The sequence below is a fragment of the Paenibacillus caui genome, assembly GCF_019904135.1.
Taxonomy (GTDB): Bacteria; Bacillota; Bacilli; order Paenibacillales; family Paenibacillaceae; genus Fontibacillus; species Fontibacillus caui.
This window is the reverse complement of the sequence record NZ_JAIOGQ010000012.1, coordinates 47348-63337: the sequence shown is the minus strand read 5'-3', so window position 1 is coordinate 63337 and position 15990 is coordinate 47348. Positions and strand designations below refer to the sequence as shown.

At 46.1% G+C, this 15990-nt stretch carries 11 protein-coding genes and 2 pseudogenes; 4 read left to right on the top strand and 9 right to left on the bottom strand.

The window, feature by feature from the left end:
• Positions 1 to 104: 104 nt before the first annotated feature.
• The 5 genes from K7397_RS09065 to K7397_RS09045 form a co-directional block, all read right to left on the bottom strand.
• Positions 105 to 1604: an ABC transporter substrate-binding protein gene (locus K7397_RS09065; RefSeq protein ID WP_223067623.1), complete on the bottom strand. Its 1500-nt coding sequence runs from the start codon at positions 1602 to 1604 to the stop codon at positions 105 to 107.
• A gap of 59 nt (positions 1605 to 1663) precedes the next feature.
• The gene (locus K7397_RS09060) at positions 1664 to 2554 is read right to left on the bottom strand and encodes a carbohydrate ABC transporter permease (RefSeq protein ID WP_223067622.1); all 891 of its coding nucleotides are present in this window, start codon (positions 2552 to 2554) and stop codon (positions 1664 to 1666) included.
• Between the two features lie 17 nt (positions 2555 to 2571).
• Entirely contained in the window at positions 2572 to 3558 is a 987-nt protein-coding gene (locus tag K7397_RS09055) for an ABC transporter permease (RefSeq protein ID WP_420488766.1), read from the bottom strand.
• Positions 3559 to 3836: 278 nt separating this feature from the next.
• Positions 3837 to 4964: a carboxynorspermidine decarboxylase gene (nspC, locus tag K7397_RS09050; protein ID WP_223067621.1), complete on the bottom strand. Its 1128-nt coding sequence runs from the start codon at positions 4962 to 4964 to the stop codon at positions 3837 to 3839.
• A 1-nt stretch (position 4965) separates the two neighbouring features.
• A complete protein-coding gene (locus K7397_RS09045) occupies positions 4966 to 6219 on the bottom strand; it encodes a saccharopine dehydrogenase family protein (protein ID WP_223067620.1) in 1254 nt (417 codons plus the stop codon).
• Positions 6220 to 7032: 813 nt separating this feature from the next.
• Here K7397_RS09045 and K7397_RS09040 point away from each other — a divergent pair.
• Positions 7033 to 7900 (top strand): annotated as a pseudogene (locus K7397_RS09040) (IS30 family transposase).
• Positions 7901 to 8089: 189 nt separating this feature from the next.
• Here the strand turns inward: K7397_RS09040 and K7397_RS09035 are convergent.
• The 3 genes from K7397_RS09035 to K7397_RS09025 form a co-directional block, all read right to left on the bottom strand.
• Complete coding sequence (locus K7397_RS09035; protein WP_223067619.1) at positions 8090 to 9100, bottom strand: hypothetical protein; 1011 nt, start codon at positions 9098 to 9100, stop codon at positions 8090 to 8092.
• A 78-nt stretch (positions 9101 to 9178) separates the two neighbouring features.
• Complete coding sequence (locus tag K7397_RS09030) at positions 9179 to 9535, bottom strand: hypothetical protein (protein WP_223067618.1); 357 nt, start codon at positions 9533 to 9535, stop codon at positions 9179 to 9181.
• Between the two features lie 61 nt (positions 9536 to 9596).
• Positions 9597 to 9800 (bottom strand): hypothetical protein, encoded by a 204-nt coding sequence (locus tag K7397_RS09025; protein ID WP_223067617.1) that lies wholly within the window; start codon positions 9798 to 9800, stop codon positions 9597 to 9599.
• Positions 9801 to 10234: 434 nt separating this feature from the next.
• Here K7397_RS09025 and K7397_RS21465 point away from each other — a divergent pair.
• A pseudogene (locus tag K7397_RS21465) lies at positions 10235 to 10471 on the top strand (transposase); the annotation flags it as partial.
• A 435-nt stretch (positions 10472 to 10906) separates the two neighbouring features.
• Here K7397_RS21465 and K7397_RS09020 read toward each other — a convergent pair.
• Entirely contained in the window at positions 10907 to 12346 is a 1440-nt protein-coding gene (locus tag K7397_RS09020) for an ABC transporter substrate-binding protein (RefSeq protein WP_223067616.1), read from the bottom strand.
• A 139-nt stretch (positions 12347 to 12485) separates the two neighbouring features.
• Here K7397_RS09020 and K7397_RS09015 point away from each other — a divergent pair, with 139 nt between their 5' ends.
• Both K7397_RS09015 and K7397_RS09010 read left to right on the top strand, forming a co-directional pair.
• On the top strand, positions 12486 to 14342 hold the full coding sequence (locus tag K7397_RS09015) for a sensor histidine kinase (RefSeq protein ID WP_223067615.1): 1857 nt from the start codon (positions 12486 to 12488) through the stop codon (positions 14340 to 14342).
• Positions 14317 to 15951, top strand: coding sequence for a response regulator (locus tag K7397_RS09010; RefSeq protein WP_223067614.1), 1635 nt, complete (start codon positions 14317 to 14319; stop codon positions 15949 to 15951). The genes K7397_RS09015 and K7397_RS09010 overlap by 26 nt, the downstream gene beginning before the upstream one ends.
• Positions 15952 to 15990 lie beyond the last annotated feature (39 nt).

The following is a 15990-nucleotide window of genomic DNA, read 5'->3' as shown; positions in this document are numbered from 1 at the left end:
GATCTCTTCTCCATGGTATAAACGATGATCTCTTTATTCGGCAAGGATCCCGGCGGGCGAGAGGGTGGAGGAGGCTGACTCCGCCGGATTTACCGGAAACAGGCTTATTTCTTGGAGGCCAGGAACGCATCCACCTGGGACTGAACTTCCTGGATCACGGCGTCAATCCCGGCAGCCTTCAGCTTGCCGTTCATTTCTTTCAATAAAGGCTCCGGATCCTTCTGCCCCGAGTACAGCGTATTCTTGTATTGCTTCGTAATATTGACGAGCGCTCCGATCTGTGTCTGCACTTTGGACGAGTCAAACACAAAGCCCAGCAGCGGAGATTTCACCGAATTTTCGTTCCAGTCTTTGTAAAGCTGTACGCGTCTGGGATCCTCATCCTTATTAACGTAGCTGAGGAGCACATTGCCGACCATCCAGGGCGAAACTGAATTGTAACCGCTATCAGGAATAAATTCGACAGTACCGTTATCCAGCTTTTTGTAGTGTTTCCCTTCGATGCCGAAGGTCAGCATATTATAAAGAACCGGATCCGTGTGAATGAGATTAATGAACATCATGGCGCGTTCCGGATTTTTGGATGTTCGGGAAATCGCCATCATTGAGCCTTGAAGGCTTTTGGTCGTTACCTTGACGGGAAGCAGCGTCTTGATCATCATCGGCCGTCCCGCAAGCTTGGTCCAGTCATTCGTCGAAGTAGGGTTCATGTTGCCATAGGTAAACCACGCCTTCCCGGTCTTGACGGCATCCTTGAGCTCGGTTTTGTCCGTAGCTGCGTTTTTGTTGATGTAGCCGGCTTCATACCATTTGTGGATCAGCTGCATCCGCGCAAGCATTTCAGGCGTATCGTACTCATTAAAAACCTTCATCGTGTCATAATCGAGCATGGTCGGAACATCGTTGCTGCCGTCCACATCCTCACCGTTCGGGTAAACCGTGAACCAGTGCAAGCTGTCGGTATGATTCATGAAAAACGGAGACATTCCTGGCTCGTTGTCCTTGATCGTTTTCAGCATGGGCTCCAGATCTTCAACCTTCTTGATGCTGTCGATATCGAATTTGTACTTATCCACGACCGCTTTATCAAAGGCAAAACCGGCTGACTGCCCCAGCTCCTTCTCCGTCGGAATCGCGTACAGATGCCCGTTCACCGTCGCAGCCTCCAAATAGGCCGGGTTAATCTGGGCTTTGGTTTCCTTGCCGTATTGATCCAGCAAATCCTCGAGCGGCTTATACGCGCCTTTAGTTGCGTTCAGCATAAAATCCCAGGTATAGATCAGATCGAAAACCTCGCCGGATTGAATCATCAGATTGGCTTTATCCGCCGGCTTATCCCAGCTGAGCTGATGAATTTTGATGGTGGCGTTGATTTTATCCTTCAAATAGGCATTGATCTCTTTCTCTACGGACTCCACGTCTGTGTCCGGCCCCCCGGGAATGTACATGGACAGCTCCACTGTCTCCAGCTTGCTGCTGTCATCGCCTCCGGACTCGGGAGCGGCGCTGCCACCTCCTTTCTTTGAACCGGAGCAGCCGCTGAGTACAATGGCCACCGCCAGCATAAGAGTAAGCATGCCCCCCATGAATCTCCTTACTGTCATGATTGTAGCCTCCTTTTTCATGATGATAGAACATATATGCTAACCGGATAAATCCGGGATTAGCCTTTAATGGAGCCGAGTGTCAGCCCTTTGATGAAGAAACGCTGGAAGAAAGGGTAGGCCAGAACGATCGGCCCGATTCCAATCAAAGCCATGGCCATGCGGATCGTCTCTCCCGGAAGTTTGGCCAGCTCGGTTGCCGACCCCTGGATCAGGGCGCTGTTCCGGCTCAAATAGTCGGCCTGGGAAATCATTTTGTACATCAAATACTGCAAGGAGTACAATTTCGTATCGGTTATAAAAATCATGCTGTGAAACCAATCGTTCCAGTAATGCAGCGTATTGAAGAGGCCTATTGTCGCAAAAACCGGCAGGGACAGCGGAAAGATGATTCTGCAGAAAATCCGGATTTCACCGGCTCCGTCGATTTTGGCGGCTTCGATCAAGGCGGTAGGTACCGTCATTTGAAAGTAGGTCTTCATAATCAGCACATTAAACGGAGACAAAAGCATAGGGAAGATAAGCGCCCAAATCGTATTTTTCAAATCCAAAATTTGCGTATAAACGATATACCAGGGAACAAGGCCTCCCCCGAACAGCATGGTGAAAAAAATGAAGAATGCAAACATGTTCCGGTACCTGAAATCGGTTCTTGAAAGCGGATAGGCATAAAGCGCGGTAATGAGCACGCTGAGCAGCGTTCCGGAAACCGTTACCAGGATGGAAATTCCGTATGCTTTTACAATGACGCCATAGTCCTTGAAAATATAAGCATAAGCCTCCAGACTCAGATGATCGGGGATAAATTGATATCCGTGTTTGACGATCGAGTCGTAATCCGTAATGGAAATCATAAACACCAGCACAATCGGCAACACGCAGGCAGTGCAGATCAGGATAAAAATAACATTCAGGATCGCGTTGCTAGTCCTGGATATTTCGTTGCTCATGGATATCCCTTCCCTCCTTAGAAAACCGCTTGGTCCTTATCGATTCTGCGCACGATCCAGTTAGCGCCAATGACGAGGAAAAATCCGACAACGGCCTGATACAGGCCCGCAGCGGCTGACATGCCGAGATTCCCCATATTGATCAATGCGTTGTACACATAAGTGTCTATAACAAGGGTAGTCGGATAAAGAGCGCCGGAATTCAGCGTCGTCTGATAGAACAGCCCGAAATCGGAACGGAAAATGCCCCCAATAGCTAAAATCGTCGTAATAATCATGACCGGACGAATGAGCGGAACCGTGATATGGATGATCTGGTTCCATTTGCTGGCTCCGTCGATTAAAGCCGCTTCATAATATTCCGAGTCGATTCCGATGATCGCGGCCAAATAAATGACGCAGCTGTAGCCGACGCCCTTCCAGATGTTGATCAACGGCAGGATAAGGGGCCAATATTTCGGCTCCGAATACCATTCCACCTCGTTCATGCCGAACAGGGCCAGCACGCCTTTGTTAATGAAACCGTATTCAACATTCAGAAAACCAAAGACGAGGTAGCTGACGACCACCATGGACAGGAAATAAGGAAAGAACATAATGCTCTGATAGAATTTGGCCGCGAGCTTGCTCTTCAGCTCGCTCAGCCCGATCGCGACCGCGACGGCAATCACCAGATTGAGGGTAATAAAAACCAAATTGTACAGCACCGTGTTCCGGGTAATAATCCAGGCATCCTCGGTGGCAAACAGGAAATTAAAATTAGTAAAGCCTACCCAGGGGCTCCCCAGAATTCCGTCGGTATAGTTGATATTTTTGAAAGCAATGACAATGCCAAACATCGGCAGGTAGTTATTGACGAGCAGGAAGACCACGCCGGGCAACAGCATCAGCAGCAGCACCCTGTGTTTGATCAAATGCTTGAACGCGGAAGACTTGTTCCTTTTTAGCTTTAAGGCTGCTCCCGCAGCGGCCGAAACACGGGCCTTTTTAGTTTCCGTAATCACAGCTCCACCTCCTGATTGATCTGCTATGCGCCTGATTCAAACTTTGCCGTATAGCGTTCTACGCCTTAAGTGTAGCTGACGGCCGGTTTAAGCTAAATAAGCTCATCTATAATAAAAGTTCGATATCCTACGGAGTTATTTAAATTAGGAAAAACCGGTGTGTGCTAACCCAAACGCGTGAGTGCAGGGGAGGAAATGGGCATTGGTTTCCGGGATCATCTTCATATATGAAAAGAACCAGACCTCTCATTGGAGAAGGGTCTGGTTCTTATGCTTCCTTAAGCTAATCTCATCTTGAAATCGTCATATCCGAATTCACGCGCGATTTGGCAATCGCCATCTTTGCCCTTGACGGCGATCGCGGGAAGCGGCATTCCGTTAAACGTCGTGTTCTTGACCATCGAGTAAATCGCCATGTCGCCAAAGACGAGCCGGTCGCCGCTCTGCAGCGGCCGGTCAAACGAATAGTCCCCGATATTGTCTCCCGACAAGCAAGTGGGTCCGCCAAGCCGGTACGTATAAGGCTTCTCGCCCGGTTCCCCTGAGCCAAACAAGGGCGGACGATATGGCATTTCGAGCACGTCGGGCATGTGACAGGATGCCGAAGCGTCAAGAATCGCGATATCCATCCCGTTATGCAGGGTATCAAGTACCGTCGTGATCAGATAGCCGGCATTCAAAGCAACGGCTTCCCCAGGCTCAAGATAAACCTGCAAACGGTATTTGTCCTGCATGCGCTTGATGCAGTCCTCCAACAAGGGGATATCGTAATCCTCTCTTGTAATGTGGTGGCCTCCGCCGAAGTTAATCCATTCCATTTGGGACAGCCAAGGTCCGAATTTCTCCTCAACCGCATCCAAAGTGGTTGCCAAATCATCCGAGTTCTGCTGACAAAGCGTATGGAAATGCAGCCCGGAGACCCCATCCAGCAATTCAGGGCGAAAATGCCCGATCGTAACGCCAAACCGGGAGCCTGTCGCACAAGGGTTGTATATATCGTGCCCCACTTGCGTAGAGCATTCCGGATTGATGCGAAGACCGATTCTTTTGCCTGCCTTTATAACTCTATCCCGATATTTCTCCACCTGCGAAAAAGAATTGAAAATAATATGATCGCATAGCGAGATAATTTCCTCCATTTGATCTTCCCGGTAGGCCGGGGCAAAGACGTGGTTTTCTTTTCCCATCTCCTCATAGCCCAGCCGTGCCTCATACAATCCGCTGGCCGCCGTACCGCTCAAATACTTCCCGATCAGCGGATACATTCTCGACATCGAAAAAGCTTTTTGCGCCAAAATAATCTTCGAGCCGGTACGTTCCATGACTCCGCTCAGGATCTTGAGGTTTTTCTCAAGAAGCTCTTCATCCACTACATAACAAGGTGTAGGCAGTTCCTCCAAGCGCATCTTATCTGGTGAGCCCCGTTTCCAAAAGCTCCGGCGACGTCCCCTTCTCAGGATAGGCGTCTACCAGTTCGGGATTGAAGCTTTCTTTCCACGGCAGTCCCCATTGGTTCAGCGCGTCCATGAACGGATCCGGATCGAATTCTTCAATGTTGTAGACGCCCGGCTTATTCCATTTGCCCGTCATCAGCATCATGGCGCCGATCATGGCAGGCACGCCCGTTGTATAAGCAACGGCCTGAGAGCCTACTTCTTGGTAGCATTCTTCGTGGTCGCAAACATTGTATACATAGTACAACTTGTCTTTGCCGTCTTTTTTGCCTTTAAAAATGCAGCCGATGTTCGTTTTCCCCTTGGTGCGCGGACCGAGAGATGAAGGGTCGGGCAGCATCGCTTTCAGGAACTGCAGCGGAATAATTTGTTTCCCTTCGTATTCAATCGGCTCAATCGAGGTCATGCCCACATTTTCAAGGCATTTCAGATGCGTTAAATAACTTTGGCCGAAAGTCATGAAGAAACGGATTCGCTTCACGCCGGGAATATTTAAGGCAAGGGATTCGATCTCTTCATGGTGCAACAAATACATATCTTTTTCGCCGATTTCCGGGAAGTTGTAGACCCGTTTGATCTCCATCGGTTCGGTCTCGATCCATTCCCCGTTCTCCCAGTAACTGCCCTTTGCGGAAACCTCGCGGATGTTGATTTCAGGATTGAAATTCGTCGCAAAAGGGTAGCCGTGATCCCCGGCGTTGCAGTCCAGAATATCGATGTACTCGATTTCGTCAAAATGGTGCTTCAGCGCATAAGCGGAAAATACGCCGGTCACGCCAGGGTCAAAGCCGCTCCCCAAAAGCGCCGTAATGCCGGCTTTTTCAAAACGCTCGCGATATTCCCACTGCCATTTGTATTCGAATTTCGCCGTATCTTCCGGCTCGTAGTTGGCGGTATCCAGGTAGTTCGTTTTCGTCGCCAGGCAAGCGTCCATAATCGTCAAATCCTGATACGGCAAAGCCAGATTCATAACGATGTCCGGTTTTACCTCTTCGATCAGAGCGATCAGTTCGTCGACATGGTTGGCGTCCACTTGGGCGGTCGTGATTTTTGTTTTGCCTCCATCCAGCTTGGCCTTCAGCGCGTCGCATTTCGATTTCGTGCGGCTGGCAATGCAAATTTCCTCAAAAACCTCGCTGTTTTGGACACATTTATGGATGGCCACAGCCGCAACGCCGCCGCATCCGATGATCAGTGCTTTTCCCATTTTTCCTGTCTCCTTACCGAATAAATTTTCAAATCCATACGCACACAAAAAAAGCAAGTGAACAGACGCATTACCTGCGCATCACTTGCTTTTGATATACATCGATATTAAGAAAGCTCCAATAATGACTGGACGAACACCTAATGTCATCGTCATTCGGCCATAAAAACTTCCGCTTTTATGTAACGCTTTTATGGAAAGTCTCTCAATACTCAAATATATCATGTTAGGTTCAGAGTCTATATAGCAAATAATCGCCTTTACCACTCTTATTGACCGTTTCACAAGTTGATGTGCATATGCACCGGTTGTAAAGTAACCAACTTATAAAATTTGAGCTTTTAACTCAATCAATAAGGCAACAAAAGTTGCCAATCGGCATTTGACCCGGCTGTCCGTATGGCCTTAACTTCTTTAAGGAAGTGGTCAAAATTATCTGCTTGGAAAGACTCGAAAGTTATATTGAATATTAGCTTTCCAAAATCACGCTCTTTTATATTATCAGGATATCGGGCAAACGGCAATAGAAAGTTTAAAATTGACGCACGTCGACTTTATGACCGGCTCCGCCGATCCGACATCGACGGCGAACTGGCCGACGGCACGATCGAACCGGGGTTCCCGCATAGTGAACGTGGTGTAGTCCCTTAGAACCATTAAATAAAGCTTCCAAACCACCTTTATGGGGGCGAGGAAGCTTTTTTTTCGACAGATTGTAATATGAAGTGCAACAGATAAAAAAAGAAAACGCCCATGTATGGATTCGTGTAAAATGGAAGTTACCACACTAACCATTGAACAGGAGAACCCAACATGAGCTACTCCCATCTTAGCATCATTGAACGCAGTAAACTAGAAACTTTACATCGCCTTGGCTGGACAACGCACCAAATCGGTCGTGAGCTAGGTAGACATCATTCTACGATCGCCCGTGAAATCAAGCGAGGAAGCTTGGAGCAAACGTATGAAGCACAGTCGGCTCAAGAAGCTTACTATAATCGCAGGGCATCCCGTGTTCCTGCTGGCAAGTTCACTACGGAACTTGCAAACGAACTGAACGAGAAGCTACGTCAGACTTGGTCACGCTGGCGATGTCCAGGTATTGCGTCATAAAGGTAAGCGACAGAAACCAGTAGAAACACGAGGTCGTTTCATGGTAGGTACCCCCATTAGCAAGCGTCCTAAGGAGGTTCGCAAACGTGAAGCCTTCGGTCATTGGGAACTGGATACCGTTGTCTCTAGCAGAGGCAAGAGTAAAGCCTGTGTAGCCACGTTTATTGAGCGCAAGACACGTCACTACATGGCATTGAAAATGCCGGATCGCACCGCCTATACGATGGAGGTCGCTTTTGGTGTCGTTGCAAGCCAATATCCTCAAGACACCTTTCAAACGGTGACCGTAGATCGTGGAAAAGAGTTTGCTTGTTATGCAAACCTGGAGAACTTCCATAACCTAAAGGTTTACTTTGCAGACCCTTATTCCTCCTGGCAACGAGGCTCTAACGAAAATGGGAACGGTCTTCTTCGGGAATTCCTCCCTAAAGGCCATGACTTCGCCCAGGTCACTGACGAAGAATTAGCTGAAGCCATCCGTCTCATTAACCATCGCCCTCGTAAATGTCTAAGTTGGAAAACTGCTCACGAAGCTTTCATGGGTGAACTGTCGTCGCACTTAGCCTGACGTCGTATATAAAATACATGCAATCAAGTTAATTATATAGATGTGATAGACTTAACCATAATAAAGAAATGGGGATTCATTCATTTTGGTTTGGAATTTTTTTTAATTAAAAATATTATAATCAGAACAATTAAAAAGAGAATCGCCAGTGCAATAAAAAAATTAGGCCAAACAAAAGCCAAAATTCCATCATCTCCCTGTAGTATTTATTTCCACAAATTGATTATATCCAATTATTTTGGATAAATAAACAACCTCATACATATTGTTGATGTATAAATAATCATCATTCAAGTAATTAATATTATTAATGGCTTGAATTAGAAAATGAACTGTTTTTTCAATATCTCCTTCTGAATGATAATTAAGATGAAATAATATTTCATTTGCTAATCTTGTTGAAAAAATATCACTACTTTCACCATTGCTTCCAGTAGTATATAAATTTATTTTCTTTTGATCTTCTATAGGTAAAAATCTATAACCACCATCAGACATTTTTAAATCTTGCAATTTTTCTATTATCTCATTTCTATTTATTGGAATATTTAAGTAATATTTCACCATAAATATATAATATAAAGCTTTGATGCTTTTCTTATCAATATCAGACAAATCATTTTCAACTGAGGAAAGGTTTTTGATGATTAGCTTTATAGTTGATTGTGAAATTTCTAGATCAAATTTATTAGCTATATATAAGAAATTATAATGAATTTGTGTTTTATATTGTTGATTGTTATTAATGGCATTGGGATCATTCTTTGGAACTTTTTCAGATTCTTTTATCAAATATTGTTCAAGAGTTCTTATTATTTTTGTTTTTAAATTATTTTCAAGATTAATTTGTAATTCATTGGCTAAGTCGATCGTTTCTTTTTCATTAGATAATCCTCTATTAATTTTACTAATATCGGTCATATCTAATAATCTAGAATATACTACTATCTTTAGTTTATCTCTATTTATTTTAAATTGATCACCAAAATAATCATTTATCAGAAAAGAACGATATGTTAACATAATATCATTTTTCTTAGTAGTAGAATTTATAAAGCCAGCTTCATAATCATTTTCATAATAAATGTCCTGATAGATTTTGTCTAATTTGCTAATATTTACATTTTTGCGTGAATACTCACAAGAAGAGACTATTAACGATATAGTTATTAGAATGATGAATAATGAAATTTTTCTCAAATTTATCCCCCTAATTAATACAGAGACTATGTCAGAAAATTTTGAAGTTTTTTCTGACATAGTCTCTTAAGTTAGAGATTATTGTTTTGTTGGCGTACCAGTAATATTAAGTGTTCCACTTGAGTACGTTAATGAGCCTTCTGGAAATAATTCATACATTGATACTGAAGCATAAGTTGTTTTTGATATCCCAACTGATGCTGATGTTTTACCTGTAGCTGATTGAGTCCAATCAGCGACTTTGCCTACATATGGTGATTCAGTAGAGAGAAGACCATAAGCTACAAATCTAAAATTTGCTTTCGCTCCAGTAACTGTTCCTCTAACAGTAGTTGTGTCCAAATTTCCAGTTACAGAAACCGATGTAAATCCTACGTCAACTGTGACGTCACCATAAACGTCACCTTCAACAAGATTGTTGCTACTTCTTGCCATACCAAAAATACTCCAATTATCTGTCTGAAGTGATTGAATAGAAAAATCCGACGAATTTCGACTATTTTTTTACACTATACACATTATTTAGAATTATCTTCAAATCTTTTTCGCTGAGTTTTTCACCAATTTCATAAGCATCTGCTATTTTTTTTGTTTCTTGTTGAATAGCTTCTTGTGGATTTAAAGATTCTGCACTAACTAAGACAGGAAAAAAAATAGCAGTAATCAGTAGAAGCGAACTAACAAACTTTAACTTTTTCATTTCAAAATACCTCCAATTTCGATTAGGATGTTAAAACGCAATACTCACAAAAACATGATCAAATTACACGACATTCTACATATGAAAAAAAATAAAATTATATGTATTTTGCATATCTACCTCCTAAAATATGTTATTATAGTAATATAATATATTTGTGTATTATTAGCAATTATTATTTTATAACTCAGTAAAATTAGATATTTATGACTCTTGATTTATATTGAGTGTTACTGCCTACGCATAATGACCTTCAGTTTGACGGGGTGAATCGTTCAAGAAGCGGTATTTGTCGTCGACCGTGCCGGTGGTGAAGATGTTATACCCCCATAAGCCATATTCTGATCCCACCCGATTACCCCGTTTTTCTTCAGACCACACAATTTGGGGAGAAGTCTTTTATCTCAAGCAATATATATACAGGCAATAAAGATAATGCTGGGCTGATTCAACCACACTCTGAACGCTTAGAACTCGTATTTCTACCTCCCGTATAGCCCAGAACTTAACATCGTTGAAGGGCTTTGGGCTTGGTTGAAAAAATCAGTGATCTACAATGTGGCTTCTGTTGAAGAAATACGGGCTGCAGTGAAACCTTCATGGATGAAATCAGCAAAGAACCTATGAGAATCGTCGACAGACTTAGGGAATCTTTAATGTCAGATATCTAGTAGAATTTTAATTTTTAAGGTTTTTCGCAGAGTATAATAAAATTATAGCAATAATTACCAATATGATAGGCACAACAAACCATGATGAATTAACATTAAATAAATTGTGCCTGAATGCACCTGTATTAACAGTGCCGGAGTTATATACTGAACTAAGCCCTGACATTATAAAGCCGGTACAAAGAATAATTACTGAGGAAATAAGCGATGTACATGCCAAAAAGATCCTAATCATAATTTACCTCATTTTGAAAATAATTCTACCTGACCGGCTTGACTCTCTCTTTTCCTTCTCAAGTTACTACCTGCTATTTTATGAAACGACTTAGCTCTTTCCTTGACCGGACTCACACCAGCAAGTTGAGTCTAGCTAGCTTTGCTAGCCGTGAAACAAGGCATCTCCCCGCAAGCTGCCCTTGCAGGGAGGCGCTCATTTTATTGAGACAGCTTAGACAACGGATGCAGCGGGTCAAACCCGGGAATGATGTAATCCTCCCGCTTGAAGGAGTTGCCTGTCGTCGCGATAGCGAGCAGCTCGTTCAGCCTGTCTGTCTCCTCTTGCAGAGCCTGATCAGGCGGCTTCTCTCCGGTGATGATCTTCAGGTACAGCTGCATCCTCGGCCGGTCTCCCGAGTTCCTTGGGCCCGTCGCCACGGTATTCGGATCGTACTGGTCCATAATTTGCGGAAACAGCGGATAGACCGCATCCGCTTCGGTCGGATAGAATTCCTTGAAGCGGGAGAAGCCGGGCGCCAGCTCGGAAGATTCCCGGGTGCGGTCAATCACCGGAAATATGAGCGCCTGCCTGAAAAGTACGGATTGGAATGCGGCTGAGTGAAGGAATTTCCACACCTTCACCGCCTTCTCCGCGTTCTGAGCGGAGGCGTTGACTACAAGCTGGGACTGGGGCAGCATCATTAATGCCCCCGCTCCCCTCTCCTTCCGGGCAGCAGGAGGCATCACGGCCGCCCACTCCTCCTTCGGCTCATATTGCTGCAGCTTGACGTAATCCCCGCTCGTCACATACATCATGCCAATGTTTCCGTCGGCAAACTGCCGCAGGGCCATGTCCCGATTGAGTAAAGATTCACCGGGGTACAAGCTGCCCTCCGCCTTCATCCTGCTCACCATGTTCAGCCAAGGCTTATAACCGCTCAGATCGTATTGGCCTGTTCGAAAATTGTACAGGGTGATGCCGCTGAAGGTACTCGATGCTTCCAGATCAATCTGAAAGCTGTGCTGGCTGTCGCCGGCCGGCAAAGCAAATCCGTATTTCTTGACGCCGATTCCCGCAGCGGCGATACGCCTTGCTGCCAGCTCCATCTCCTCAAAAGTGGCTGGCGGCTTTTCCGGGTCAAGCCCGGCCTGGCGAAACAGGTTTTTATTGTAAATCAGCCTTACCGTCTCAACGCCGGAGGTCAGGAAATAAATGCCTCCTTTGAACAGCGGCTTCTTCGCCATCTCCACCGCCCAGGACGGAAATCGTTCCAGAAAGGACCGATCCAGGCTGGGCGTAAGGTTGAGCAAATAATTTTTATTTACATAAGCAGGAAGCCACGCAGGATCGACTCCAAAGACGTCAGGGGCTTTTCCGGAAGTCATCAGCATATTGAGCGTGTCGTTATAGGCATCGGACGGGATGTCCATCATCACGATCTCGATCTGATCGGTATTTGTCTCGTTATAGCTCTCAACAGCATTACGGACCTCCAAATTTTGCGTCCAATCATACAGGGCCACCCTGATCTCGGTCTTTGGTTCCTCAGGGGGCGGGCCCTCGCTCCCCAAGCGGACCAAGGACAGCCGGTTCCAAAAGGCGATAACCGATACGGCGCAACTTGCCAGCAACAGAATCCATACCAATGAACGCTTCATCCTTTCACCTCCTCTGTCATTTACATATGTTGACATTCCCAATGAAATGAGCTTACAATAAACACCAGATTTACGGCAATACTTTCATGTAAGCGTTTGCCAAAATATACGCAGGGGCCTGACTAAAGGAGAGTTTCAAGTGAAAAAAATCTTTGATACTCTTTCCCAAACGCTTTTTTTGTACATCTTCAGCATCAGGAGCAGGCTTATCCTCTATTTTTTATTCCTGGTGCTGCTTCCTACCGCCATTATTTCGATCACCATCTACAATAGATCCGCCCATATCATCACCCGCAATATGAACACCTCTATCGAAAATAACCTGAACCTGATCCGCGATAATCTCATGCAAAAGTTTAACAATGCCAACGATGCGATGACGTCGCTCTATTTAAATTCGGAATTCGCCGATCTCATCTCATCGGACCGCGCCGAGGACAGCACCGGAATGATCAACGAGCTGACGGCACTGAATAAACTGCTGGAGAGCTTTCCGGCCGGCGGAAGCACGGGGACCCGGTTCGCTCCGATGCTGTATATGCTGAACCGGCCTGAATATACCCAGTTTAATTTCTCCCGGAGAGTTTTCAATCTCGACCTGATCTCCCTTAAGCCATGGTACCGGGACATTCCGGCAAAATCCGATTTTACCGTAGTCGGCCTAAGCTCCCTGGATTCCCGTTACACCCTCAAGTTCGCCAAACGGCTGTTTGGCATCAGGCACGCCCAGCTCCCGTACGTGGGACTGATGACGGTGGATATACCGGTAAGCGACTTCATGCCCATTGTGGAGCATTACAAGTCCACGCCGAACAGTATGATCTATATTGTGGATCAGTACGGCAATATTGCGATCAGTCCGGACACTTCCTTCATTGGCAAGAACGCTAACACGCTGGATTTTTACCGGCAGATAAACAGCAAGCCTGCTGCCCTTTCCTTCCAATCGTTCCGTGACCGGATTCAAGGCAAGGACACCCTTGTCACCTATAAGAATCTGGAGTCCTTCGGCTGGACCGTGATCTCCCTCTCCCCTGTACGTGAGCTGAGCGGAGAACTGCAGTCCTTTCAGCGTGTGATGTACATCGCGATCGGCCTTTGCATGCTGCTCTCTTTCATGATGGCTCTGCTGCTCTCCGAAAATATTTCGGCGCCGATCCGCAAATTCATTCGTTCCATGTCTCATCTCGAATCGGGCAACTTTAGCATAAAAATATTGTATAAACGCAAAGATGAATTTTCCATTTTGTTCAACCGCTACAACTATATGCTTCAGCAGGTCAAGGAGCTGATTGACAAGCTGTATGTTACGGAGCTGAGGAAGAAAGAAGCCGAGCTGAAATCGCTGCAGGCCCAGATCAATCCGCATTTTCTGTACAACACGCTGGACTCGATCAACTGGATCGCCATTTCGCACAATATTCCGGAAATCAGCAGCATGGTCACCTCGCTTTCGGATTTTTTCAGGTACAGTCTAAGCAAGGGTAAGAATATCATCCCGCTCCGGGATGAGCTCAGACAAGTGGAGAGCTATCTGGAAATCCAGCGCTTCCGGTTTCATGACAAGCTGGAATATGAGCTGGAAGAGGTGGACCCCGAACTGCTGGAGAGCTGCCTGATCGTGAAGCTGAGCCTCCAGCCCCTGGTGGAGAATGCCATCATTCACGGGATCCAGAAGAGACGGGGGAAAGGGAGAATCCGGATCCGGGCCGAAAAAAAGCATGAAATACTGAGCATATCCGTATTTGACGATGGCGCAGGCGACGATCCTGAACGGTTAAACGAACTGCTGCGGATGAAGCCGGAGCAAGAGAGCAAAGCTTACGGGATCCGCAACGTTCATATGCGAATTCAGCAGTTTTTCGGGGAGGAGTTCGGAATCCGGTATTATGCCAATTACGAAGACAAGCGGGGGCTTGCTGCCGTGATCCGTTGTCCGATTGTGACCACATGGGAAGAGGTGACCGAAGATGATCAAAATGATATTGGCCGATGATGAGCCCTTTGTCAGGAACGGTTTGAAAAATGTTTTTAGGTGGGATGAGGAGTTTGGCATCGAAATTGTAGCAGAAGCGTCCGACGGACTGGAGGCCTACGAAATGTGTCTTGTCCATCAGCCGGATATCCTGTTCACCGATATTATGATGCCGCTCATGGACGGTTTGGAGGTTGCGGAGAAGCTGAAGGCGGACAACAGTCCGGCCAAAATTATTATAATCAGCGGAGCCCAGGACTTCGCCTATGCCAGAACCGCGCTTGAGGTGAATGCCGAGGGATATATTCTGAAGCCTGTCAAGCTGGAGGAAGTGCGCCAGGTGTTCCGCAAGGTTGTTGATGAAATCCATCAGGAGAGACAAAGCCGGATGAATCTGGAGCAGCTGAGGCAGCAGCTTGAGGAGAACACCCCGCTCATTCGGGACAAATTTCTGCAAAATATGCTTTCCGGATTTTACCGCAACGAACAGGAGATCTGGCCGAAGGTCGAGTATTTCCGCATTCCGGTCCGGCAGGACGACGTCTTCACCGTTGGGGTACTGCAGCTCGACGATTACCGGACGGCGCTGAACAAATTTTCCGAGGAATCGAAGCAACTGCTTTATTTTTCCATTCAAAATATTATAGAGGAACTGATGTCTGCGTGCCAGGCCGGCATCAGCTTTACCGCCAGGGAGAATGAATTTATTCTCCTATTCCGATCGGCGGAAAGTCTTTTTCCCGAAACCTATAACCGGCTTTGCGAGCAGGTCGTTTCCGGCATAAACCGTTATTTGAAGCTGTCGGTCTCCATCGGCATAGGCAAGAGCGTCCCCAGTCTCACCCGGATTGAAGATTCCTATAAAGACGCCCTCACCGCTTTGACGCACAAATTCTACACGGGCCCGGGCTCCATCCTGTACATTAACGAACTTCAGCCCGAGACGGAAACGCTGCAGAGCGCCTATTTTTACAAATTTCATGCCGGATTCATGTCTGCCCTCAAGATCGGAAACACCGGGAAGGTCCTTGACCTGCTGGACGAATTGTTCGACCATCTGGCGCGTCCCAAGCTGCAGATTGATTACGTGCAAAGCATTTGCGCCGAGATTATCTTCACCTCCGCCAGAACTCTTTATGAAGTCGACGAGAACATCGAACGGGTCCTGAACGACCGGATTACGATCATGGATGAGCTGTACAAGAAGCAGAGCATTAGAGCGCTTAAGGACTATATGGTCGTCATGTTCTCCGATCTGGCCGAGTATCTGGCGGGCAAAAATTCGACCAAAAACAGCAGGACGATCGGCCGAATCAAGGAGATTATTCGGGAAGCCTACGACCAGAATCTCACCGTGACCAAAATTGCCGAGAAGGTGTTCCTGACCCCGAACTATATCAGCCTGATCTTCAAGCAGGGCACCGGGGAGACGATCACCGACTATATCACGAGGATTCGCATTGACCAGGCTAAACGGCTGCTGGAGTCTACGGATTTCAAGGTGATGGAAATTGCCAAAAGGGTCGGGTATGAGAATCCCCATTATTTTAGCACTGTATTCAAAAAAGCTACGGGGATGCATCCTCTGAAATACCGTTCCAGCCTGTCTGCTCCACTTGAGCAGGGATAGATCGACCCGCTTGCAAAATTCGTCCCTGCCATGTACAAA